Origin of the sequence: Fimbriimonas ginsengisoli Gsoil 348 (assembly GCF_000724625.1) — a bacterium.
Lineage (GTDB): Bacteria > Armatimonadota > Fimbriimonadia > Fimbriimonadales > Fimbriimonadaceae > Fimbriimonas > Fimbriimonas ginsengisoli.
On the sequence record NZ_CP007139.1, the window covers coordinates 2,184,954 to 2,207,740 of the forward strand.

Here is a 22,787-nt window from a genome sequence, read left to right on the forward strand (position 1 = left end):
TTGGGCGCACGGACCTGAGCCTACAACAACTGCTAACACAAAATGAATATTGGCGACTCTCTTCGAACCGCGCTTCGGGCGGTGGCGGCTAATAAGCTTCGCTCGTTTCTCACGATGCTGGGGGTGGTGATCGGCGTCGGTTCGGTCATTGCTATGATCGGGATCGGCGAAGGGACCAAGAAGAAGTCGCTCGAGCAGATTCAGGTGATGGGGACGAACATGCTAACCGTGTTCCCCAATTGGCGGCGGGGCGGCGTGGGGATGTCGAACGACGTTCCGACCTTGAAGGACGAGGACGTGCCGGCCCTAAAGAAGGCGGTCCCGCTCATCGAATACATCACCGGCTCTGTCGGTTCGCGGGTGATGGCCAAGTACAAGGCGACGAACTACATGACGCAGGTGTCCGGCGGCGAGCCACAAATGGCGATCATCCGGAACGCGACCAAGATGCACGCCGGCCACTGGTACACGATGGACGACGAGGCGAGCGCCCGACGCGTTTGCGTGCTCGGCTGGGTCACGTATCAGGAGCTTTTCGGGGAAGACAACGCTGTCGGCGCCACCGTTAGGATCAAGAACCAGAACTTCGAGGTACTGGGCGTCGTTTCGTATAAAGGCGGGGCGGGGAACTGGAATCCCGACGACCAGATCTACATCCCGCTTTCCACCGCCAAGCACCGTCTGCTGGGCCGTACCAACCTCGACAACATTCTCATCCAGGGGAAGGACGCGGATTTGCTGCCGATCACCCAAACGATGGTTGAAGACACCTTGGGCCAGAAACGGCGGAACACGACGGGCGATCCGCTGTTCCGTGTGATGAACCAGGGCGAGTGGATCGAGACGATGCAGAAGCAGACCCAATTGCTGTCCATTCTCCTCGCCGGCATCGCCTCTATCTCGCTCCTCGTCGGCGGCATCGGGATCATGAACATCATGCTCGTCTCGGTAACCGAGCGGACTCGCGAGATTGGGCTCCGCAAGGCGATCGGTGCGAAGCGGGAGAGCATTTTGTGGCAGTTCCTGCTGGAGAGCGTGGTCATGTGCACCGTCGGCGGTCTCATTGGCGTGCTCCTCGGCACCGCCACGGTATTCCTCATTTCCGGTTTGCTGAAGGTGCCGCCGGTGCTGAACAGCCAGGCGATCTTGATGGCGTTCGGATTCTCCGCCGGAGTTGGCCTGTTCTTCGGCCTCTATCCGGCGATGCGCGCCAGCCGGCTCCAACCGATCGAGGCTCTGCGGTACGAGTAGAGCCTATACGTTAACCAGACAGCCGCACTCGAGCCGAATTTCAATGGGCGTGTTCAGACGACGAACGCCTTCGAGCCGGTGGTGATAGACCTGCCCGGTGTATGGATCGACGACCACTACGTCCTTTACTCCTCGGTTGAGATAGAAAGGCGGATTCATCTCGAGGTCCTTGGTCTCCGAGCCCCGGCTCACTACTTCAACCACGGCTTCCGGTACGAGCGTTACCGCCTCATCCTCTTCGTCGGGCTCTCGGCAGAAGATCGCGATATCGGGTCGCTTCAGCGATCCATCACTGAATTGCACATAGAGATCTTGGTAGGCGATGCATCCGCAACCGCTCGAAGATTCGGGGTCCGGCCGAATGGACTTTTCGATTCTCTTGGCGGTGCTGATGTGACGCTTTGCCGGCTGAACCTCCCAGATGCCGACACCGTTCATCAGTTCGAGCCGGTAACCGTTTTCGTCGGCCTCGACAAGCGCCTGCTTTAACAGAGTTGGGTCGACTAACCGGCTCATAAAGATATTATGCGGCAGGGCTACGACACGCTTTCGCGTCAATATCTCCGAACGTCGCAGCCTGAGCAAGGCAAAGCGCGTAACCTACACCAAGAATATGAGCAAGCCGGTTATTGAGGTCAATGGGATTTGCAAGGACTACGTGATGGGAGATCAGGTGGTCCACGCGTTGCGGTCCGTGAATCTGGTTATCGAGCCTGGCGAGTTCGTCGCGATCATGGGGCCGTCGGGCTCGGGCAAGTCGACCTTCATGAACGTCATCGGCTGCCTCGACCGACCGACGGCCGGCGAATATCTCCTGAACGGCGAGGCGGTCGCCCGGATGGGCGACAACGCTCTGGCCGAGATCCGGAACAAATACATCGGCTTCGTGTTCCAGAACTTCAATCTCCTCCCCCGCACCTCCGCGCTCAAGAACGTCGAGCTCCCGCTGATGTACGCCGGGGCGAAGGGCCGAACCGCGCGCGCCAAGAAGGCGTTGGAATTGGTCGGCCTGGCCCAGCGAATGGACCACACCCCGGCGATGCTCTCCGGCGGGCAGCAGCAACGCGTGGCGATCGCCCGCGCGATCGTGAACGACCCGGTGCTGATTCTGGGTGACGAGCCGACGGGAAACCTGGACTCCCGCACGAGCGAGGAAATCATGGCCGTTTTCCAGCAGCTCAACCGCGAGGGGAAGACGGTCGTGATCGTCACCCACGAAGAGGACGTCGCTCAGCACTGCAAGCGAATCATTCGATTTAAAGACGGCTACGTCCGCGTGGACGAGCGAGTTGAAAAGCCGGTTGACGCCCGCGACATCATCGCGAACATGTCGGCGCCGGAAGATGAGCTGGTCGCGGCGAAGTAAGCCTTAGCTTTGCCGGCTGCCCCCGGCTCACAAAGTTTGCCAAGGCGGCAGCTATTGGGCTCCGCCTCCGTCGCCGACAATCGGTAGGCCCATAGATCGCAGATTTTTGGTTCGGAATTCAACCTGGTATCGAGCTTAATGTGGCCGGAAGAGGGCTAACGGAAGAGGTACAAAGCGAAGTTTGAACCCCGTCCGGACCGGGGACCAGGCTGCGCGCAAACAAAAGTAGCTCGATTATTGGATTTCCGAAGTAACCTAGCACTAACATGCGGTTCTATGCTGCTTTACTCTTTGCTCTTGCACTAATCCTATCCGGCTGCGGGGGTGGAGGCGGGGGGCCCTCGACCGGTGGAACGACGATTCCGAATGCAACCTTCCACATCGCCTGGCCCGCTCGAACCCGAGCTTCGTTGACCGGACTTGCTTCGGCTCAATCGGCGACGGTCATCCTGCAACATGCGGCGGCGAACGGCGGCGATGTTCAGGTGAAAGTGGATCGAGCCGCCGACCCGGCCGCGTACACGGCTACATACTCGGTTGGGCATGCGATCCTGACGTCGGTTACTTCTCTGACCGCCACTTTCTATTCCTTGCCTGCGGAGGCGGGCATCGTGGTCGGAACGGCAACTGCCACCGTTAACGTTAACAACGGCAGTCTGGACCTGGCGACGGTAAACGTGGTTGCCACAGTGAAGAGCGTGGTCGTTATCGATCCCGGGCACCTGGTGGCAGGTACGGGGCCGGTTCAACTCTTGGCAAGCGCTAAAGACGCGAATGGGGCCGCCGTAGCGGTAACGCCTGGCTCCATCAAGTGGGCCTTGGCTAGCGGAGCGAATTCGCTCACTCTGAGCGCGGACGGCATCGCCACTCCGGTCGCCGCCGGCACGGCCGCGGTGACCGCGACGGTGGACGGAATCCAGAGCGCGCAAGCCCTGGTCACCATCGACCCGGCTACGATTTCGAGCCCGGTTTTCCAGATCACCTGGCCGGACCGGACTCGCACGTCGCTCGCCCACAACCTGAGCTCCGCGCTTTCCGCCTCGGTGACTTTCAATAACGCCGACTCCAGCGGTGCGGATGTGGTCGTAAAGGTTGACCGCGATCCTACGAAACTGGCTTCCTATACCGGGACCTACTCGGTTGGGCGGGCGGTTCTCAAAGACGTTTCGTCCTTGACCGCGACTTTTTACGCTCAAGCCGGTCAGCAGGGCGCGGCGGTGGGCACCGCGACGGCGACCGTTGCGGCAAACCAGTCCAACCTCGACATCGCTTCGATCGTGCTTGTTGGAAAAATTAGCACGGTAGCCGTCGTAGCTCCGCCGACCCTCACGGTCGGACAAGCGTCGGGCATGCAGTTGGAAGCCGCCACCAAAGATGCCTCCAACGCGACGGTCGCGGTCTCCGCAGGCTCGTTCAAATGGAACGTCGTCACGGGCGGTGACAATCTGACGGTGACGGCCGATGGGATTGCGACGCCGATCAACGCCGGAATGGCGACCGTTACCGCGACGGTCGATGGAATCACGAGCGCCGCTCAAACGGTGACGATTCAGCCGGCGGCAGGAAACCAAACGGCAATTCAACTCCCGGTGAACGATATTGCCTTCGATAGCGTGTCGGGCAAGATCTGGGCGACGGTTCAGAGCACGGGAGGCATTTACGCAAATTCGGTGGTGGCGATCGACCCCGCCACTGGAGCGATCGGAACGAAGATTAATATGGGCGCGGAGCCCAATCGGCTCGCTATTACGGACGACGGGCAGTTCGCCTACGTGTCGGTTCCTCAGGACGGTTCGATACGAAGAGCCAACCTAACGACAGCCACGGTCGGGCCTACCTTTGCCGACAATATCGGCGGAGTCATCGACCTTGAGTCGGTGCCTGGTCAACCCCATGCGTACGTTGCCGTCACCGACCCTCTGTTCGGAGTCAACACAAGCGTTTGGGATGACGGGGTTCGACGCCAAGGCACCGGCGCCGGTGGATATGCAATCAAGTTCGCGGGCAACAGTTCGCTCATGTATGGCGACGGACACAACTCGCTGTTTGCCGACACGCTTAACGCCACGGCGATTACTTGGACGGAGCAGACGGCGCTGGACGTGGCCGGTCTCGTTTGGTCGAAGGGACTTCTCTACACCGACCCGGGAACGGTCATCGACCCGGTCAACAAAACCTTGGTTCAGACCCTTCCGGCGACCGACTTCCTCGTGGACCGAGGGGTCGCGGTGAGCGAATCGGACAATCGAATCTACTACGTGACTTGGGATTCCAGTCACAACAAGCGGATTTTGACGTTCGACCAAACCACTTATGCGGAGAAGCCGGTTTACGACACCGGCGCCATTCCTGGCGGAGCACTGGATCTGACGGCGTGCGGAAACCACACGGTGGCGTTCTACAACTTCGGTTCTGGTGTGACGAGAGAACTCATCATCGTCCGCAACTTGCCGTAGAGAGTTAACCTGGTCGGGGGTGACCTAACCCCCGACCGCCGAGTCGAGGTTCGATCTCTTTACGAAGCTTGGCTTCTGATTCGGGGCAAAGTGGTGACATACACTGAAGCCATGGGAACGTTGGCGGAGCAAAGGGTTGAACACCCAGTCGTCTCATGACGGCGAACCGTTGGTAGAACTCCGGTGAGTTCTGGTGCTAACCTAACCTCCGACCATGGCTTACTTTCCCGAAGTTGCGGATAAGATCCGATTCGAAGGCAAATCTTCGAAGAACCCGCTGGCGTTTCGCCACTACGACCCCGACAAGGTGGTGGGCGGCAAAACGATGCGCGACCACTTCCGGTTCGCCGTTAGTTATTGGCACACCTTCAAGGGGACCGGCGCCGATCCGTTTGGCGTAGGCACCACCTCCCGGCCATGGGACGTGTCCACCGACCCAATGCAGCGGGCTCACGACACCATGGATGCCGCCTTCGAGTTTTTCACCAAGCTGGGCGTCGACTTCTGGTGTTTCCACGACCGAGACATCGCACCCGAAGGCGCGACGTTCAAAGAGAGCTGCGATAACCTGGACAATCTCGTAAGCCACGCCGAACAGCAGCAGAAGGCGACCGGCGTCAAGTTGCTGTGGGGCACCGCCTGTCTCTTCAACCATCCGCGCTATCAAGCCGGCGCGGCAACCAATCCGAGCCCCGACGTTTTCGCCTATGCGGCCGCGCAGGTGAAGCATGCTATCGACGCTACCCATCGCCTAGGCGGTCAGGGCTACACCTTCTGGGGCGGCCGCGAAGGGTACGACACGCTGAAGAACACCAAGATGCAGCAGGAACGGGAGCAGTTCGCCCGCCTACTTCACATGGCGGTCGATTACAAGAAGCGGATCGGATTTACCGGTCAATTCTATATCGAGCCGAAGCCGATGGAGCCGACCAAGCACCAGTACGACAGCGATACCGAGGCGTGCCTCAACTTCCTGCGCGAGTTCGACCTCATGGATCACCTCAAGTTGAACCTGGAGACGAACCACGCGACGCTGGCCGGGCACACGATGCAGCACGAGATTCGGGCTGCTCGCGAAGCCGGCGTCCTCGGCTCGATCGACGCCAATACCGGCGACGAGCTGATCGGGTGGGATACCGACCAGTTCCCGACGAATGTCTATCTCACTACCGAGATCATGCTGGAGCTGCTCCAGATGGGGGGCTTCACTACGGGTGGGTTGAACTTCGACGCCAAGGTGCGTCGTCAGTCGCACGAGACGGTGGACCTGTTCTACGCCCACATCGGGGGTATGGACGCTTTCGCCCGCGGCCTCGAGATCGCCCAGGCGATCTTGGACGACGGACGGCTTATGCAGATGGTCGAAGAGCGCTACGCTGGTTGGAAGGGCGACTTCGGCCAGAAGGTTTTGCAGGGTGTCAAGTCGCTCGAAGACTGCGAGGACCACGTCCTCCGCCACGGCGAGCCCGCCCGAGCGTCGGGGCGTCAGGAGAGGATCGAGAACCTCATCAACGAATTCGTCCTGTAGCATCGGCACCTTGCCGATGACCTCTCGTCAATCACCCGATTACGGGATCCTAGCGAACAGAAAGGGCTCCTTGTCCTAACTCAAGAAAGGAAGTTACTCGACGTGGGCCTTCCTTTCTTGAAGTTTGAATCGGGCGACATCCGAGTCGAGGCGATCTGCCTGCGCCTGAAGCCCCGCGGCAAGCAAGCGCTTTCGGGCTTTCGTTAGCACTCCCGGGAATCGCTTATACGCCATGAGGGCTAATTCGGTCGATGGAGACTCGCCGACCGGGTGGGTTAGCCATTTCAGGCAGTATTCGTCCTCGGCTTCCCCTTGATTAGCCGCCCACCACGCATGGAGTCTCGCTCGATTAGAAGGTTCCCACGGCGTGCCAACCACGTTAGCCTGGTCTTCACATCGGTACGCGAAGAGGAGTTGCCCGCAAATATCGCCCACGCGGTAAATGCTTGGGCTTCCCATATTCATGGCCAGATGGGCACAACGAGAGAAGCGCCGGTCGGTAAGGTGACTAAGTAGCGCAGGAACCGCATCGAATCCCCTTGCGATGAGGGCGACTATCGGAGCGTCGAGGTTGGTGCCCTCGACGTCGTGGTAATAGAGGTCCGGCACCCGGGCGTCGCATAGGGCGTCGATTAACTGCTCGTTTTTCGACGTCCCGTGGTACCGAGAGTCACTTGTAAGCGCTAGATCGGTCAGATCCTCCTTTTTATAGGGGGTTGCGAGGCTGACGTCTTTCGTCAGAACGTCCGTCATTCCCCTGAGGATTGCGGCCCGATCGGACGATGGCTCGAGCAACGCGTTTTGAAGGTGTTGGTAGGCAAGGTCACCCACTCTGTCGTCCAAGTTCGGAGGAATATCGTGCCCCCAAGATCTAGCTTTCGAGTGGAACGGGGAATTCAGCAAACGCTTCGCCAACGCTCGCGCGAATTGGTCGTGATGACGATGGTGTTCGACAACCGCCATCGTCATGACCTCATCTTCGAAGAACACAAGCGCATTGATGTGTCCAAAATCGAATGGGTAAGCGGCGCTTTCCGAGGTGAGTGAAACAGGTTTTCCCACAAGCAGCGGCTTCGTAACCTCCGTTGTTCCTACCAGAAAACGGGCGGGCTTTCCGCCATTGGCGGGGGAAAGAAGATAGGCGCAATGTAGAGCCCCTTGCTCTTGGGAGGGCATGTGATCCACCTCGATGAGGGGCGCGTCATCGGGAGGGAAAGGGAGCCCGTATGATTTGTAGGCGGTCACAAGGTGGTCCAGAAGCTTTTCGATTGCATCCGGGCCTTGCGGAGCCTGGCCAGCAACGGACAACAGGAATGCGAGAGCCGCCAACATAGAACCATTCTCCTCGAGTTTTCACACTCGTTCGGGGATTGGATGTGCCTGTCCCGTTGAGATTGGAACTGCTGGAGACCTATAACGGGGCCTGTTCTACCAGGGAGAGAGTTACTTGCTCGAATCAGGTCCATCGGCTGGGAGCCGATGCTACGTTCAGCCATACTTGTATCTATATGCCGCGAAAATTGACCGCCGGTGAAGCCAAGGCGGCGTTCGAAGAACTGGTGAAGGCACTCCCGAAGCAGCACCTACGGCTGCAGTTCCGTAAGAGATTCGGCACGGGCGAGCTTCTCGATCCGAAAATGCTGAAGAGGGCGACGACGATTGCGCCTCGGGAAAAGTTGGTTAGCAACCTCCTCCAGGAAGTGCCGGCAAAGATCCATTGCATCCGCATGCTCGGCAACGCCGAGGAGATCGAAGGGAGCGAATGGGAAGCCACTGCCGACGCGCAGGTTGGGCAGCTCTTTTCACCGGAAGAGGTCGAGCAGGCGCTGACGGTTCAGGGAAGGAAGGCGAGGCTGTACATCTACGCCGATCCGACGGAGGAGACGGTTTACGTTTTGCGCGTGGTCACCGAGCCGTTTGGTGAGGAGCCTCCGAAGCCGAAGGTACCGGTGAAGCGCACTCGGAGCCAAGTCAAGAGAGCCGCCGCCAAGAAGGCGGGCACAAGGGGCTCCGGCCGGCGATGAGTGGACCTGTAGAGATCGTCCTTGTCCGACACGGCGAATCGGTACGGAACCTATCGTGTGATATGGCGCGGGAAGGGGATCCCACCGAGCTTGTTCGCCAAATGCGGGAGGAGCAAGAGGAGTCGAGTTGGCCACTTACCGAACTCGGCCGCAAGCAAGCCGCCTTGGCCGGCGAATGGCTGCGCAAGAACATCGAAGGAGGCTATGACGCCAGCTACGTCTCGCCGTTCCTCCGGACCCGCGAAACCGCCGAGGGGCTCGGGCTCGAAGGCTTGAAGTGGGAAATAGACGACCGGCTTCGCGAGCGCGAGTGGGGAGAGTACAGCACCGAGGGGTACAAGCCGTACACATCCCAGCAGTACCTCACCGACCTCGCTCTGTGCGCCAACCTCGACTGGAAGACCGAATATCCGGGCGCGGAGAGCATCTTGGACATGGTCCCCCGGGTGGAGGCGTTTCTCACCGATGCGATGCTTAAAACGCCCCAGGGCCGGATCATCGCCGTGACCCACGGCGGCACGATCCGCGCCATTCAAACCGTATTGGAGCACCTGACGAGAGGGGAGAGGCTCCCTCCGGACCGCCGCCTAAGTAATTGCTGCGTGGTGATGTACCGCCTGAGCGACATCGATCTTGCGCACACTGAGTGGATCGGCGAGGTCCGTACCGCCCACCCGGCATTGCCGGACGCTCCGGAAACGCCATGGGAGCCGCTTGGGCCAAAATAACGGCGTGGCATCGGCTGATTCTCCCCCTCCGATCTCGGGCAAGCGCTTCGTTCCCCAACTCGCCGTCGGCTGCCTGCTCTTCGCCGCCATCATGGGCTTTGGCACCTACTTCCTGGCCCAGCTCATGACTCCCGGCCTGAAGAAGAAGAACGCCGAGTACCTGAAGACGCACCACCCGAAGATGCCGTAGCGCCGGCATCTTTTCCGGCAGAAGGTGGTGTGACACGTGAGCGGACGCCGGCGCTACTTTGGCTTAGACTAAGTCCTATTCCATGACACCGCTTCTTCTGCTTGTGGCGCTTGGTTCGGTCCAGGCCTCCAAGGTGAACTCGTTCGACACCTTCGACGAAGTCCGCCAGGTGACGACGCTGGAAGCGCAAGTTACCACCGTCCCCGGGCCGGACGGCAGCCAGGCGCTGCAGGCGACGTTTCAGCCTACCGAGTGGCCGCACGTGATGCTCGCCCCGGCCCAGCCGTGGGATTGGTCCGCCGCCGGAGGAATTGCCATCGAGGTAACCAACCCCGGCAAAGAAACCGTACCGTTCGGGATTCGAGTGGACGACGACCCGAAAGCCGACGGCTGGCTTCACTCCCGGACCGGTAACGGCGCGATCGCTCCGGGCAAAACTGAGACGTTCGTGGTGATGTTCGGCCCCGATCCAATGTCGGTCGGCATGCGCGGCATGCCGCCGACGCCGGGTTTGACCGGCTTGGGGACGAATGGAGGCGGAACTTTCGATTCCAGCCATGTCGCCGCCCTCCAACTCTTCCTTCATCGGCCGGCCAGAGCCACGACGCTGGTTTTGGACAATATCCGAACGGTCCCCCGCGTTTCCTTGGAGAGGATCGTGGACCGGTTTGGACAGTACGCCCGTGGCGATTGGCCGGGCAAAGTTCACCAAGATGCCGAGCTGCCCGCGAGAGCGAAGGCCGAACTCGCGTCCTATTCGGCCGTCGCCGATCGCGACCGATTCGGAGGCTGGAAGACCGGCCCGAAATTGCGCCCGACCGGGTTCTTCCGCACCGAGCGAGTACGCGGCAAATGGTCGCTCGTCGATCCGGACGGAGGTCTCTTTTTCTCCTTCGGGATCGACACGATGGGCCAAGGGGAGAGCACCTTTGTGACCGGGCGAGACGCGATGTTCACCTGGCTGCCATCCCCCGCCGACCCGCTTTCCCGTTTCCGCACTTCCCAGGGTGGCGCTCACATGGGGCCGATCAAGTCCGGGGAGGCCTACAATTTCTATCAGGCAAACCTCCTCCGTAAGTACGGGGAGAACTTCTCGGAAGCTTGGCGAGAGACGGCTCTTAGACGGCTTCCCGCTTGGGGATTCAATACGATCGGAAACTGGTCCGACGACCGGTTTATGAAGAACGGAACGGTTCCGTACGTGGCCACCGCCGGGGTTTACGGGGACCATGCGCGAATCGCCAGCGGCAGCGACTACTGGGGGAAGATGCACGATCCGTTCGATCCTCATTTTGTCGAGGATGTAACCCGCGGCCTCGTCGGAGTTGCCGCCAAGGTGAAGGGGGATCCTTGGTGCGTTGGCTATTTCGTCGATAACGAGCTGAGCTGGGCGGGTAGCGGTTCCGATGGCCGGTACGGCTTGGCCCTGGGGGCACTATCCGCTCCCAAAGGCTCACCCGCCAAGGCGGCTTTCATTCAGCAATTGCGGGCAAAATATAGCGATATCGGAAGGCTCAACCAGGAATGGAAGACGACCTTTCCCGATTGGGCGGCGCTTGACTTGCCCATCGAATTCCAATCGTTGACGGATATCCAGCGGACCGACCTCTCTAAGTTCGTCCACACCCTCGCCCTGCGCTACTTCACCGTCGTCCGTGATGAGCTGCGAAAGCTCGACCCCGATCATCTCTACCTAGGGTGCCGTTTCGCCTGGAGCGCCCCCGAGGCCGAGGAAGCCGCTGCCGAGGTGTGCGATGTCGTCAGCTTTAACATCTACGCTCCCAAGCTCGGCCCGGAATGGGATCGGGTTAAGCAGTTCGACAAGCCTTGCATCATCGGGGAGTTCCACTTCGGCGCACTCGATCGCGGCATGTTCCATCCTGGTCTGGTCGCGACCCCCAGCCAAGCCGCGAGGGCTGCGATGTACGAGGAGTACGTCAAGAGCGTGCTTAAGAACCCGGCCTTCGTCGGTTGCCACTGGTTCCAATACATCGACGAACCGCTCACCGGCCGTTGGTTCGACGGCGAGAACTACAACATCGGCTTGGTCGACGTAACCGACACGCCCTACCCTGAGATCACCTCTGCCGCCCGGAGAATCCACTCTCAATCCTATGTTCTCCGGTGGGGTCGCCCGATGGCGAAGCCGGCTGCCCCCAAGCCCCGTTGGAAACGGCATAAACGCCGCCTTCGCGGTAGGCGGAAGGTTCCACCCGTCCTCCGGAAGCCGATGCTACAGTAAGGCGGTGGAGCGTAACCTCGATCTGTTCGGACCGGGCCGCGCGCCCGCGCGGCTGAAGTTCCTGCTCCAAGAAGACCGAGTCTACGTGCGCGTGCTCCTCGAAGAGGGAAATCGATTCGTTTTTATCACGCCGAAGATCGAATGGCAGACGATTCCCGAGCCGCCGTTCGAAAAGTGGAACATGGAATCGGCCGGGCTCGAAATGCGCGGAACCGGCGCCTTCTTTTCGGCCTCGCTGCAAGGCGAGCCGCTTGGTTGGGCAAGTTGCGGTCCGCTTGGCGAGGTCCTTCGGGCCTTCCATGAGGCCCGAGTAACCTGGCGCCGCGATCAGGGGTTGGACCAGCTTTGATAAGGGGGCCGTTCCGTCCAATGCCCCGGAATCTCCGTTTCTCGCCCGCTGGACCCATCGGTGGTCACCCAGGTTGTGTATTGCCAAAGTGATCTCTCCTTGCGCGGCGAGCCAAGCAAGATTTCTTTGTACAACAGCGACGGCCTAGATTACAGTCGTGAGAATTGTGTAGCTTTCTCGCTTACATTTCCACGGATCGTTACTTGCGGACCGTCCGTTCCGCGGTTCGGCTCCGGTCGAGCTCATTTCGGCTCTTGAAGAACTGGAGCTTGGGGTTTTGGTCTTCCAGGTATTGGAGATTCCAGGCGCTCATGATCAGCACTACCGCGTTCCCGAAGTCGTCCTCCACGAGACGGGCGTTCGAGCCCCAGTAGACGCTCCGCAATTCTACGGGGTCTCCCTCGACCCAGCGGATGACCTCGAAACCGAGCGGCTCCAAGCCGCTTTCTACGCCGTACTCGCTTCGCAAGCGATGCTGAACGACTTCGAACTGGAGCTTGCCTACAGCGCCGAGAATCGGCTCCCGACGCGCCGAGCGACGGTCCCAGAACAGATCGACCAGCCCCTCTTCGCAGAGCTGCTGGATCCCCTTTTCGAAGTGCTTCAGCCGCCCCACGTCGTCGTTGCGGATGAACGAGAAAACCTCCGGAGCGAAGCTCGGAACCTCGTCGAACCGGATGATCTCGCCCGAGGAAAGCGTATCGCCCAATTGAAACGCCCCGGGATTTGTTAGGCCGACGATGTCGCCCGGATACGCCTCCTCCACGGTTTCGCGATCCTGTGCGAAGAGGCGTTGCGGACGGCTGAGCCGCAGCTTCTTGCCGGTTCGCGTGTGCGCCGCTTCCATGTCCTTCTCAAACCGGCCGCTGACCACGCGGAGGAAGGCGATTCGGTCCCGGTGGTTCGGGTCCATGTTCGCCTGAATCTTAAAGACGAAACCGCTGAACGGTCCTTCAGCCGGCACCGGTCCCTTATCGGCGACCCGCACCGTCGGGGCGGGGGCGATGTCCATAAAACGGCTGAGGAACAGCTCCACGCCGAAATTGGTCAGCGCCGACCCAAAGAACACCGGCGTGAGCTCGCCACGAGCCACCTTTTCCAGCTCCAATCCTTCTCCGGCGATGTCCAGCAGGTCGATGTCGTCCAGCAGCGTCTGGTACAAGTCGGCCCCGATGACGTCGGTGATGCGAGGATCGTCGAGGTTGAGCACTTCCAACTCCGCTTTGGTCGCGCCGTGCGCGGTTCGAGAGTAGAGGTGGACCTTCTTCGTCTCGCGGTCGTAGACCCCTTTAAAGTCGCTGCCCTGCCCGATCGGCCAGTTGACAGGAACGCTGGCGATCCCGAGCACTTCTTCCACTTCGGTTAGAAGCGCCAGCGGCCCTCGGCCGGGGTGGTCCATTTTGTTCACGAAGGTGAAGATCGGGATCCCCCGGTCGCGGCAGACCGCGAACAGTTTCTTCGTCTGCGTCTCGACTCCCTTCGCGTTGTCGATGAGCATCACCGCGCTGTCGGCGGCGGTCAGGGTCCGATACGTGTCCGCGCTAAAGTCGTTGTGGCCGGGCGTATCCAGCAAGTTGAGGACGTGGTCTTTGTATTCGAACTGGAGAACGGTGGATGTGACGGAGATTCCGCGCTCCTTCTCGAGCTCCATCCAGTCGGAGGTCGCCTTCCGCTGGTTCCGCCGCGCTTTGACCGACCCCGCAAGCTGGATCGCGCCTCCGTAAAGCAGAAGCTTTTCGGTAAGCGTGGTCTTTCCCGCGTCGGGGTGGGAGATGATGGCGAACGTTCGCCGGCGCGCGGTTTGATCGGTAATCTGACTCATGACAATGGGCGCGCAACGAAGGGGGCCGCACCTATTATTTCATATACGCCGATAAGTAGCATCGGCTTCCCCTCCGCTCACCGCCCGGTGCGCGATCCTACGTGTTACGATGGGTCCAAATGAAGACCCTCGCCTTCCCACGTCGCTCGGCGCCGCCGATGGCCCGGGTGCGGCAACGCCTTGATTCCAGCCAGGTCGAGGATGTGCGGGGAACCGTCCGCCAGCAGCTACTCGACCGTGGCTTGGCCACTCGAGTTAAGCGCGGCGACCGAATCGCGATCACCGCCGGAAGCCGTGGGATGGGCGGGTTCATCCACCTCCTCCAAGGGACGTGCGACGCGATCCGATCGGTGGGGGGCGAGCCTTTTTTGATTCCGGCCATGGGCAGCCACGGCGGCGCGACCGCCGAAGGACAAACGGAGCTGCTCCGCCGCCTCGGCGTTACCGAGGAAATCGCCCCCATCAAGGCGTCCATGGAGACGCTGGAACTCGGCACCTCGTCTTCCGGAGCGGTTGCGCATCTCGACCGGTGGGCACACGAGGCGGACGGCGTTATCGTCCTCGGTCGAACCAAGACCCATCCCGAGAGCATCGAAGGGATCGCCTCCGGGCTTCTGAAGATGACCACCGTCGGCCTGGGCAAGCAAGCCGGCGCCCAGCAAGCCCATAGCAGTGGCCTGTGGGACTCGGTCCGCGCGGTGCCGCAGCTTACGTTGGCTCGCGCGAAGGTGATCTTCGGCATCACGATGGTCGAAAACGCGTTCCATGAGCCGACCCTAATCGAAGTGGTCGAGCCGACTTACGAGGCGTTCTTGGAAGCGGATCAACGGCTCCTCCGGTTGGCGAGGGTGCACCTCGCCAAGATCCCGTTCGACGACCTCGACCTGCTCATCGTCGACGAAATGGGAAAGGAGATCTCCGGAACCGGAATGGACGTAAACGTTATCGGCAAGTGGCGAACCCATGGGGGAGAGCGAAAGCCGAACTACCGCCGGATCGTCCCGCTTTCGCTAACCTATGCCTCGCTGGGGAACGCGATCGGCGTTGGCTTGGCCGACTTCATCACGGAGCGGTTTATGCGCGAGTACGACCCCGCGACGACGTACATCAACATCCTCACCGCCTCCGAGCCGGATTGTATGAACACTCTCGAAGCCGGCATGCCGCTGGCGCTCCCGACCGACCGCGACGCCATCGAGGTCGCTCTGTACTCGGCGGTTGTGCAAGGAGAGCCGAAAGTCTGCCGAATTAAGAACACAGCCCGCCTCGACGAGCTTTGGGTCTCCCCCGCCCTGTTGCCCGAAGTCGAACGACATCCCGATCTCACGGTGTTGGACCCACCGGAGGCGATACCGTTCGACCCGAACGGGGATCTGCTGCCCCGGTGACTTACGCCTTGCTTTCGGCGGCGAATACGAGTCCCGCGCTTTGTCGGAGCATGTCGAGGGTTCGCATGTTTCCGAGGGTGTCGTCAAGGGTCATGTATGGGCACTCCTTGGCTTCCAGGAACTGAGCCACGGCGTCCGCTTCGGCGGCGTATAGCTCGTCGTTGGTCATTCCCATCTCGAAAACCTCCGGGTCTTTGCCGTTTCGATGGAACGTCATCTTGGAGCCGGTATAGACCTTCCACGGATTCTCGATTTCGATCATCCCCTCGGAGCCGTAGATGAGGGCATGGTTCCGCATGTTGCAATGGATGCCGCATCCGAAGTGGACGGTGACTCCGCTAGGGAAGCGCAGGCAGCCGGAGCCGTGTTCGTCATAGCCGCTCTCGCTGATCTTCGCGGAGTAATGCGCCACCTCGGGCTCGGCGCCCACGAGCAGACGGCATAGCGAAATCGGATAGGCGCCGACGTCCATAAGTCCGCCGCCGCCAAGCGATCCGTCCGTTCGGAAGTTCGCCCAGCTTTTGCCGGCGGCAAACGAAAACTCGGCGTTGATTACGAGCAGCTCGCCGATCGCGCCGCTCTGTACGAGCTCCTTCGCCTTCAGGGTTTGGGGCGCGCAACGGTACATGAACGCCTCCATGAAGAAGACTTTGTTCTTGCGAACCTCGTTAAGGGCGCGCTGAGCTTCGATCGCGTTGAGCGTGAACGGTTTTTCGCAAAGGATCGCCTTGCCCGCCTCCGCGCATCGGATCGTCCAGTCGTAGTGGAGGTGGTGGGGAGTCGCGATGTAGATCGCGTCGACGTTCGGGTCGCTGAGCACCTCGTCGTACGATCCGTACGGCTTTCCGCCGTGCTTATCGGTGAACGCCTTCGCGGTATCCAGCGCTCTCGAACCGACCGCTACGAGCTCGCCAGTCTTCGATGCCTTGAGTCCACCGGCGAACTGATGCGCGATGCCGCCCGTCGCCAAAATCCCCCACTTCACTTTGTCTGCCATGCCGGCGGGGAGCTTACTCGAAGAGGGGGGAGTTGGGGCGCTAGGCGTTGGGCGTTTGGTAATACCAGCACACTGTCGAAGAGCCCGAACGCGTTGGGGCGTTGGAGGCTAAACGCCCAACGCCCAACGCCTTGTTAAACCACGCACCCTCTGCCTTCTACTCAACGTAACTCTTTTCATGCCTCGACTCATCGTTTTCTTCTTGCTTCCTTTACTCACATTCGGGTGTACCGATCATGAGCGGGATGCGGCGGTCTCGCAGGGGGCAGATTTGGGGCGGCAGGCGGCGAAGCGGGTTGCTTCGGCGGCCGGGGACGCTTGGAAGGCGGCGAGCGATCAGGCATCTAAGCTCTCGCCAGACTCTGCAGAAAACGCTTTGGAGAGCGCCAAGTCGGCGCTCGAGAAGGCGAAGGACTCCCTGAAGCCGGGCGAGCGGCTGGCGGCCGCCGAGGCCGAAATTACGCGGCTGCGCGCGGCATTGGATATCCAAAAGCTCCGCAAGGAGCTTGACGACAAGGTGGCGGAAGCGCAGCGGCTTAAGGAGAACGCCGGGAAAACGGTCGACGACGTGCGATCCAAACTCGAAGCCGCAGACCGAACCTACCGAGACTTAGACGCGAGACTGGGCCAGGCCCAAAGAACCTACGAAGACGCCGCCACGACGGCCGAAAACGCCGCCAAGGCGGTCCGCGATCGGCTAGGTGGTTAGCCTTCGGAGCGTTCGGAGCGTTCGGAGCGTTCGGAGCGTTCGGAGCGTTCGGAGCGTTCGGAGCGTTCGGAGCGTTCGGCATTACCCTAAATCTCCCACGCTCCGATAGCTCCGATAGCTCCGATAGCTCCGTATGCTCCCCGGCGAAGCCGGGCTAGTTTCCGGCTGGTTGCTTCGGCTCGCGCGGGACCATGTCCGGGGCGCAAGCGAGGTTGTAGGCGACGACCGCGTGGTTCGTCGCGCTCTGGACGAGGTACTCGGGAATGGCCATCTCGAGCCGATCGTGTTGCGTGTGGTGCACGAAGTTGTAGTCCGACCGGCCGGTTTCGAGGGTAAAGAAGCCGGGGACGCCGACTCGATTGAACGGCGCGTGGTCGCTGCCGCCACCGCGGGGCATCCGATCGCCGGAGACCGCGACGAACTTCATCGGCATCTCCGGGAACGCCTTCACACTCGGGGCGAACGCCTCCTCGAAGAGCGCTTGCTGGGACGCGAGCCCCTGATAACCGCCCTGGTAGTTCGTGCCGCCGTCGTCGACCAGGACCGCCGAGATCTTCGGCAGCTCCGCCTCATGGGTCTTCACGTAGTCCGTCGAGCCGAAGAGCCCCTCCTCTTCGCCGGTCCAGAGGATGAACCGAATCGTTCGCTTCGGCTTCGCCCCCACCCGCGTTAGGATACGGGCCGCTTCGAGCGCGGTGCACGTTCCGGTCCCGTTGTCGAGCGCGCCCTGTGAGCCGGGGCCGTTCCAAGAGTCGAGGTGGCCGCTGACGATCACGACTTCGTCCGGCTTTTCGGTACCCCGAATCTCCGCGACCACGTTGTGAATCGCAACCGGCCCCTTGTACCAATGGTTCTCCGCGCCGATCTCCACGGCGACGTTCCGTCCAAAGTCGAGGTTGCGGCTCAGGCGGTCGTAGTCGGACTTGCGGACCGTAACTTGAGGGATTCCCGGATGGTTCGCAAACGTCTTGTCGCGCCAGGTGCCGCCGGTGACCACGAGCTCGTTCCGGCTACCAGTGATCGTGCCGAGGGCGCCCGCCTTCTCCAAGGCATCGCGAAGGAGTTGTACTGGGCTAGGGGCGACCTGCCCACCGGCTGGAGGTGCGGCGGCACCTCCGCCTGCACCTGCACCGGCGCCACGTCCGGCTCCGCCACCGGGACGACCGCCACCCGGAGGTCCACCTGCCGGACGGCCGCCACCTCCGCCGGTGGGGGGTGCCATCAGGACCCAAGCTCCCTTGTACTTATCCGGCGATTGCGCGACTTCTTCGGGGGTGGCGGGGGCGCGAACGACCTTACCGCGCTGAATTCCGCGGGTGCCGTTCGTCCAAGCTGGGGTGGTGAAGACCATGTCGGTCTGGAATGGTTCGACCATTCGGGCGACCTGTTGACCTCCCCGATCCCAGCCAACCGGCGCCTCTCCCCATTTCTCGAGGTGGACGTTGGTGCAGCCCATCTTCCGAAACTCGCTCAATCCCCAGTTTTCGGCCTTGGTAAGGCGAGGGGAACTGGTTAATCGCGGGCCGATCTTTTGGGTCAGCGTCGTCAAGAACCGCATGACGTGACTGTGGTTCTTACCCTCGTCGACAATGCGGTCGATCGTGGCCGGATCGCCAAGCGTGAGGCTATTTCCGGCGAGGGCGGTTACGGCGAGGGGGAGCAAAGCCGCAAGCGCGGCGTTTCGAAGTGATAGCTTCATGGTCTTGGATCGATGAGGCAATATCCCGGCGAGAACCGGGAAAACGACCTATACCGATATCCTACAACTCCAAAGCTTCGGACGGGGAACTTCTGAAGCCGAACCGTCCCCAAGCAGCGTCGCGCCGCGGTTTACTCCGCGAACTGCGGGTCGGTATGCCAGGGGCTTGTGCGGTCGGCCTCGAAGTCTCGGCCGCTCCACTCGGGGTACGTCTCAGCGAATCGGCGTCGCCGCCGCATCTCCAGGGCGTATTCTAATTTCTCTTGGGGAGTGGCCGCGGCAACTTTTCGATCTCGATCGTGGCGAGACGCGATGAGGGCCATGACGGCGATGATTCCTACCGCCGCGAGCATGCCGAGAAGCACAAACGTAATGATCTGATCGGGTGCCAACACGTGTAAGTAAAGGGTACGTCGTTGCTCTCATCCATTTGGGCTAGTAAAAATACTAGATGAGCTGAATCGGTTCAGATTTGGGCATTAGGCCCTGTAATGGAAGGTTTAACCGATGCAATACCGAAAGCTAGTAAAATGAAAAAGCAAACGGGTGTGGTCCCAAAAGGGGACTCCCTCGGATGACCTCGGCAAAGCTACAATTCGGTCGAATCGTATTGAAGCAAGTCGCATCGAGTCGGCCCTGGCCACGTTGATGCCAAGAACTTCAACCCGTACGGCGTGGGATATTGCCGTAAAGCTATCATCTTTACTTGCTGTTGGACCCCCCTCCGTAACATATCATTAGAGGAGCCATGAACCCGAAAATCAGTTTGGCGTTGTACGTATATTCCTTCGTGGCCCTTGGCTACGTCATCGTAGCCATGTCGATCGAAAAGATCCGATACGGCCGGGCGAAGAAGTCGTAGCGCCGACCCCTAGGAATTCAAAGTAGCCGCCGCCCGCAACGGGCGGCGGCTACTTGCGTCTGTTTAGCATGGTTCCGCCCGATCCGCGTACTTCATCTGGCCAAAATACGTTGCGATCGTTCGCCGGATTGCTACTTCATATCGAGTGGATTCTCACGACCCTCGCCGGATTCGCCTTCATCGCGTTGTCCGTTGTCGTGAGGCGAACTCCCGCCCCAGTATTTCCCAAAGATCGCCCGCTCACCGCGGCGGCGGCCGAGAACGCTTCGACCGTTTTGGGGAGCATGTTTCTATGGATGGGGGTCCTATTCGTTCTGATCGGCCTGGCCTGGGGTCTTATCCCCTGGCTGAACCGAAAGTACGACTGGTATTAGAACCAAGAAATCCTGGTCGCCGGCGGAGCGAACCCACCGCCGGCGACTGCGAACAAGCTCACTTGGATATTTTGCCGACGCGGATGAGCACCGCTCCGTGGGCCGGCACCATGGCGGAGTAGCCGCCGGAGAACGACCCCACGTTGCGGCGCTGCCACAGATCGCGCACGGGCTGGCTGCCGCCCAAGTGGGCGTCCAGGTCTTTCCAATCGGCACTAATCTTCGCTCGCTCGTAACCGCGGTTGAATAGACCGACGGCGTACGACCCGTCCCACAAAGGGCGCGCCCATACTTCTAGGTCGCCAGTCTTCTTTCGACGAGTAGCAGCTTTGCCGATCGGATCCTGATCGATTTCGACCACGTCGTGGTTCGTCAGGACTGCCTTGGTGAACGGGTCGAGCTTGGTCAGATCGCAGCCGATGATCAGCGGCGCCGCCAACAGAGACCAGAGCGTGATGTGGGTGATCTGCTCGTTAGGGGTGAGCCGCGTCGGGCGAGGGTTCGGTCCCCAGCCAAGGTTTCCGACGACCAGCATGTCTGGGTCGTTAAAGCCGCCCGGGCGGGCGCCCATTGCCTTCTCGCTGTGGGCGAAGCCGATGCCGCTCATGCTCCCCCAAGTGTCGGTGATATCCCCGGTGGTTCGCCAAACGTTGCCTCCGACCTGCTTGCCCCACTTGAAGACGTCGCCCATGCCGTACTGGCAAAGCGAAAAGACGATGTCTCGTCCCGAGTCGTCGAGCGCGGCGCGCATCATCCGATAAGGCTTCTGCAGCCCGATTAGGTCCGGCCTCGGCTCGATGTTGCCGTAGCTGCACCAGTCGTATTTGAGGTAGTCGATCCCCCACTTGGCGTACGTCTTGGCATCCTGGAATTCGTGCTGCCAGCTTCCCAGATAGCCACCGCACGTTTGCGGGCCGGGTGAGGAGTAGATCCCCAGCTTGAGACCTTGCGAGTGGACATAGGTTGAGAGCGCGCTCATGTCGGGAAACTTCGCGTTCGGCGTGATCTCGCCGTCTTCGTTCCGCTTCGGCGCTTCCCAACCGTCGTCGATATTGATAAACGCGTAGCCGGCATCGGCCAGCCCGCTCTTCACGAAGCTGTCGGCGGCGGCGCGAACCTTGTCGGAGTCCACGTTGAGTCCCCAGACGTTCCAGCTATTCCAACCCATCGGCGGCGTCAACGCGAGCTGGTGGGATCCAAAAACGAGGCGCAACGAACGGCTGTCTCGCCCTCCCGGCCCCTCGACGGTGATCGTGGCGTTATAGCGGCCAGCCTTGGCGACCCGACCCGAAACGATGCCCCGCTGCGCGTCGATCGCCAGCCCTTCGGGGAGACCGGTCGCGCGGTAGCGAAGCGGACGCTTTCCGCTGGCTGGGATTCGAAAGAGGAAGTCTCGACCCGGCGTACCGCCCACCACTCGGGGGCCGTTGATCTCCGTCCGGCTTGGAGTATCCATCGCGATCTTCATCGCGGGTTCCATTGGCATGCCGGATTGGATCGCCTTTCGCTTGCCGGGCAACACGGTGATTCGCGCGTCCGCCCAGTCGGCGTGGTCGTGGTCGATTCCGTCGCGGGCGTCCGTCACGAGCAGGCGCAGCACCTTGGCGCCTCTTAGATCGACCTTGACTGCCTTCGGCTTATCGCCCGAATGCATCACGCCAGAGTCGAACGCCAGCTTTTCACCCGCATAGACACGAAAGACGACGGTTCCTTTCCCCTCGGTCTCGTCGTCGACGCCGACGGTGGCCGTGAACTCTATCGCCTGGCCTCCGAGCCGCACGATCACCTCGCTCCGGGCGTGGGTACCAACCCCCTCGGCGAACGTTTGCCCACCGAGCTTAAGCGGGTTGCCGTCGACGGTGCGCGCAACGTTCGGGGCTCCGTAGTCTTGCGACATCGAGTTAAGGCTGAGGTCCTGAAGGCGAACCACATCGGCGCCGTTTTGGGTGGCGAGAGCAAGGGCGGCAACAAGCGTTGGCGTCATGTTCCCAGTTTGCGCGTTTACGCATTGCGTTGGAACCCCCTCGCCGCCCTAAAATGACTCCTATGAGTGAAGCTAAGGCCCTCCGCGTTCTAATTTGGGATGAAAATCCCGCCCACGCTCCGAAAGAGCTCTATCCCGAGAATCTTAGAGGAGCGATCGCGGAAGGTCTTCGCGAGCTCGGCCCCGAGCTCGAAGTCAAGGTGGCGCACCTGGACGAGCCCGAGCAGGGCGTAACCGATGAGGCGCTCGCCAACACGGACGTCCTGATTTGGTGGGGCCACGCCCGCCACGGGGAGGTCGAAGACTCGGTGGCGGAGCGAGTGGCTAAGCGGGTCCGCGAAGGGGGCATGGGGTTCGTTGCCCTTCACTCGGCGCACTACTCTAAGACCTTCCGCAAGGTACTGGACGCGACCGGTCACCTCAAGGGGGGCTGGCGGGAGAGCAACGACACCGAGGAGATCCGCGTGTGCGCGCCGTGGCACCCGATCGCCGAAGGGGTAACCGACTTCACTTTGGCGGCGGAAGAGATGTACGGCGGGCCGTTCGACGTTCCCCCTCACGAAGTCCTGGTCCTCCAGAGCTACTTCCCACTCGGCGGCGAGGTCTTCCCGAGCGGGATTTGCTGGACCGTCGGCGAGGGGATCGACCCGGAATTCACCTCTGGTCCCGGCGGAGGCAAGGGTCAGGGGCATGGTATCGGCCGAGTCTTTTACTTCCGACCGGGCCACGAGACATACGACACCTACTTCAACCCCAAGGTCCGCAAGGTGATCTACAACGCCGTACGCTGGGCAGGCAAGGTCACCGGCTAGCGGGCG

20 protein-coding genes are annotated in these 22,787 nt (G+C 61.0%); 13 read left to right on the forward strand and 7 right to left on the reverse strand.

The genetic code is table 11. The features are described 5' to 3' along the window. Positions 1–42: 42 nt before the first annotated feature. A complete protein-coding gene (locus OP10G_RS10030; protein ID WP_025226026.1) occupies positions 43–1,251 on the forward strand; it encodes an ABC transporter permease in 1,209 nt (402 codons plus the stop codon). Positions 1,252–1,254: 3 nt separating this feature from the next. Here the strand turns inward: OP10G_RS10030 and OP10G_RS10035 are convergent, their stop codons facing one another. Continuing rightward, positions 1,255–1,767 (reverse strand): Uma2 family endonuclease, encoded by a 513-nt coding sequence (locus OP10G_RS10035; protein WP_227625101.1) that lies wholly within the window; start codon positions 1,765–1,767, stop codon positions 1,255–1,257. A gap of 97 nt (positions 1,768–1,864) precedes the next feature. Here OP10G_RS10035 and OP10G_RS10040 point away from each other — a divergent pair, with 97 nt between their 5' ends. The 3 genes from OP10G_RS10040 to xylA all read left to right on the forward strand — a co-directional run bounded on the left by OP10G_RS10040 (position 1,865) and on the right by xylA (position 6,601). After that, positions 1,865–2,617: an ABC transporter ATP-binding protein gene (locus tag OP10G_RS10040; RefSeq protein WP_025226024.1), complete on the forward strand. Its 753-nt coding sequence runs from the start codon at positions 1,865–1,867 to the stop codon at positions 2,615–2,617. 266 nt (positions 2,618–2,883) lie between these two features. Continuing rightward, the gene (locus OP10G_RS10045; protein ID WP_025226023.1) at positions 2,884–5,073 is read left to right on the forward strand and encodes a YncE family protein; all 2,190 of its coding nucleotides are present in this window, start codon (positions 2,884–2,886) and stop codon (positions 5,071–5,073) included. Between the two features lie 214 nt (positions 5,074–5,287). Further along, on the forward strand, positions 5,288–6,601 hold the full coding sequence (gene xylA / locus OP10G_RS10050) for a xylose isomerase (RefSeq protein WP_025226022.1): 1,314 nt from the start codon (positions 5,288–5,290) through the stop codon (positions 6,599–6,601). Between the two features lie 93 nt (positions 6,602–6,694). On the opposite strand, the gene OP10G_RS10055 is transcribed toward xylA, so the two are convergent. After that, entirely contained in the window at positions 6,695–7,933 is a 1,239-nt protein-coding gene (locus OP10G_RS10055) for a hypothetical protein (RefSeq protein WP_025226021.1), read from the reverse strand. Between the two features lie 176 nt (positions 7,934–8,109). On the opposite strand from OP10G_RS10055, the gene OP10G_RS10060 reads away from it, so the two are divergent. From OP10G_RS10060 to OP10G_RS10080, 5 genes are all read left to right on the forward strand, one after another. Next, positions 8,110–8,625, forward strand: coding sequence for a hypothetical protein (locus OP10G_RS10060; RefSeq protein ID WP_025226020.1), 516 nt, complete (start codon positions 8,110–8,112; stop codon positions 8,623–8,625). Next, a complete protein-coding gene (locus OP10G_RS24375) occupies positions 8,622–9,353 on the forward strand; it encodes a histidine phosphatase family protein (RefSeq protein ID WP_084179031.1) in 732 nt (243 codons plus the stop codon). Before OP10G_RS10060 ends, OP10G_RS24375 begins: the two co-directional genes overlap by 4 nt. A 4-nt stretch (positions 9,354–9,357) precedes the next feature. After that, complete coding sequence (locus OP10G_RS10070) at positions 9,358–9,543, forward strand: hypothetical protein (RefSeq protein ID WP_025226018.1); 186 nt, start codon at positions 9,358–9,360, stop codon at positions 9,541–9,543. Between the two features lie 82 nt (positions 9,544–9,625). Continuing rightward, the gene (locus tag OP10G_RS10075; protein ID WP_025226017.1) at positions 9,626–11,785 is read left to right on the forward strand and encodes a beta-galactosidase; all 2,160 of its coding nucleotides are present in this window, start codon (positions 9,626–9,628) and stop codon (positions 11,783–11,785) included. A gap of 4 nt (positions 11,786–11,789) precedes the next feature. Further along, a complete protein-coding gene (locus OP10G_RS10080) occupies positions 11,790–12,134 on the forward strand; it encodes a hypothetical protein (protein WP_025226016.1) in 345 nt (114 codons plus the stop codon). Between the two features lie 199 nt (positions 12,135–12,333). Here the strand turns inward: OP10G_RS10080 and OP10G_RS10085 are convergent, their stop codons facing one another. Continuing rightward, positions 12,334–13,956 (reverse strand): peptide chain release factor 3, encoded by a 1,623-nt coding sequence (locus OP10G_RS10085; protein WP_025226015.1) that lies wholly within the window; start codon positions 13,954–13,956, stop codon positions 12,334–12,336. Between the two features lie 119 nt (positions 13,957–14,075). Here OP10G_RS10085 and OP10G_RS10090 point away from each other — a divergent pair, with 119 nt between their 5' ends. Further along, entirely contained in the window at positions 14,076–15,344 is a 1,269-nt protein-coding gene (locus tag OP10G_RS10090; protein WP_025226014.1) for a nickel pincer cofactor-dependent isomerase, group 22, read from the forward strand. Position 15,345: 1 nt separating this feature from the next. Here the strand turns inward: OP10G_RS10090 and OP10G_RS10095 are convergent, their stop codons facing one another. Further along, positions 15,346–16,341 carry a Gfo/Idh/MocA family protein gene (locus OP10G_RS10095; protein WP_025226013.1) on the reverse strand — a complete coding sequence of 332 codons (996 nt, stop codon included), beginning with the start codon at positions 16,339–16,341 and terminating at the stop codon, positions 15,346–15,348. Positions 16,342–16,519: 178 nt separating this feature from the next. On the opposite strand from OP10G_RS10095, the gene OP10G_RS26785 reads away from it, so the two are divergent. Then, positions 16,520–17,050, forward strand: a complete 531-nt coding sequence (locus OP10G_RS26785) for a hypothetical protein (RefSeq protein WP_025226012.1) — start codon at positions 16,520–16,522, stop codon at positions 17,048–17,050. Between the two features lie 154 nt (positions 17,051–17,204). On the opposite strand, the gene OP10G_RS26790 is transcribed toward OP10G_RS26785, so the two are convergent. Further along, on the reverse strand, positions 17,205–18,749 hold the full coding sequence (locus OP10G_RS26790) for a M28 family metallopeptidase (protein WP_025226011.1): 1,545 nt from the start codon (positions 18,747–18,749) through the stop codon (positions 17,205–17,207). Between the two features lie 131 nt (positions 18,750–18,880). Beyond that, positions 18,881–19,144, reverse strand: a complete 264-nt coding sequence (locus tag OP10G_RS10110) for a hypothetical protein (protein WP_025226010.1) — start codon at positions 19,142–19,144, stop codon at positions 18,881–18,883. A 577-nt stretch (positions 19,145–19,721) separates the two neighbouring features. Here OP10G_RS10110 and OP10G_RS10115 point away from each other — a divergent pair. After that, entirely contained in the window at positions 19,722–19,985 is a 264-nt protein-coding gene (locus OP10G_RS10115; RefSeq protein WP_025226009.1) for a hypothetical protein, read from the forward strand. 58 nt (positions 19,986–20,043) lie between these two features. Here OP10G_RS10115 and OP10G_RS10120 read toward each other — a convergent pair whose 3' ends face one another. Then, on the reverse strand, positions 20,044–21,969 hold the full coding sequence (locus OP10G_RS10120) for an NPCBM/NEW2 domain-containing protein (protein WP_025226008.1): 1,926 nt from the start codon (positions 21,967–21,969) through the stop codon (positions 20,044–20,046). Positions 21,970–22,031: 62 nt separating this feature from the next. Here OP10G_RS10120 and OP10G_RS10125 point away from each other — a divergent pair, with 62 nt between their 5' ends. Beyond that, positions 22,032–22,781 (forward strand): ThuA domain-containing protein, encoded by a 750-nt coding sequence (locus OP10G_RS10125; RefSeq protein ID WP_025226007.1) that lies wholly within the window; start codon positions 22,032–22,034, stop codon positions 22,779–22,781. The last annotated feature ends 6 nt before the right edge of the window (positions 22,782–22,787 follow it).

Bases quoted from the DNA above. Each gene is read 5' to 3' on its own strand.
- OP10G_RS10030 (WP_025226026.1), top strand. From the start codon at position 43: ATGAATATTGGCGACTCTCTTCGAACCGCGCTTCGGGCGGTGGCGGCT.
- OP10G_RS10035 (WP_227625101.1), bottom strand. From the start codon at position 1,767: ATGAGCCGGTTAGTCGACCCAACTCTGTTAAAGCAGGCGCTTGTCGAG.
- OP10G_RS10040 (WP_025226024.1), top strand. From the start codon at position 1,865: ATGAGCAAGCCGGTTATTGAGGTCAATGGGATTTGCAAGGACTACGTG.
- OP10G_RS10045 (WP_025226023.1), top strand. From the start codon at position 2,884: ATGCGGTTCTATGCTGCTTTACTCTTTGCTCTTGCACTAATCCTATCC.
- xylA (WP_025226022.1), top strand. From the start codon at position 5,288: ATGGCTTACTTTCCCGAAGTTGCGGATAAGATCCGATTCGAAGGCAAA.
- OP10G_RS10055 (WP_025226021.1), bottom strand. From the start codon at position 7,933: ATGTTGGCGGCTCTCGCATTCCTGTTGTCCGTTGCTGGCCAGGCTCCG.
- OP10G_RS10060 (WP_025226020.1), top strand. From the start codon at position 8,110: ATGCCGCGAAAATTGACCGCCGGTGAAGCCAAGGCGGCGTTCGAAGAA.
- OP10G_RS24375 (WP_084179031.1), top strand. From the start codon at position 8,622: ATGAGTGGACCTGTAGAGATCGTCCTTGTCCGACACGGCGAATCGGTA.
- OP10G_RS10075 (WP_025226017.1), top strand. From the start codon at position 9,626: ATGACACCGCTTCTTCTGCTTGTGGCGCTTGGTTCGGTCCAGGCCTCC.
- OP10G_RS10085 (WP_025226015.1), bottom strand. From the start codon at position 13,956: ATGAGTCAGATTACCGATCAAACCGCGCGCCGGCGAACGTTCGCCATC.
- OP10G_RS10090 (WP_025226014.1), top strand. From the start codon at position 14,076: ATGAAGACCCTCGCCTTCCCACGTCGCTCGGCGCCGCCGATGGCCCGG.
- OP10G_RS10095 (WP_025226013.1), bottom strand. From the start codon at position 16,341: ATGGCAGACAAAGTGAAGTGGGGGATTTTGGCGACGGGCGGCATCGCG.
- OP10G_RS26785 (WP_025226012.1), top strand. From the start codon at position 16,520: ATGCCTCGACTCATCGTTTTCTTCTTGCTTCCTTTACTCACATTCGGG.
- OP10G_RS26790 (WP_025226011.1), bottom strand. From the start codon at position 18,749: ATGAAGCTATCACTTCGAAACGCCGCGCTTGCGGCTTTGCTCCCCCTC.
- OP10G_RS10120 (WP_025226008.1), bottom strand. From the start codon at position 21,969: ATGACGCCAACGCTTGTTGCCGCCCTTGCTCTCGCCACCCAAAACGGC.
- OP10G_RS10125 (WP_025226007.1), top strand. From the start codon at position 22,032: ATGAGTGAAGCTAAGGCCCTCCGCGTTCTAATTTGGGATGAAAATCCC.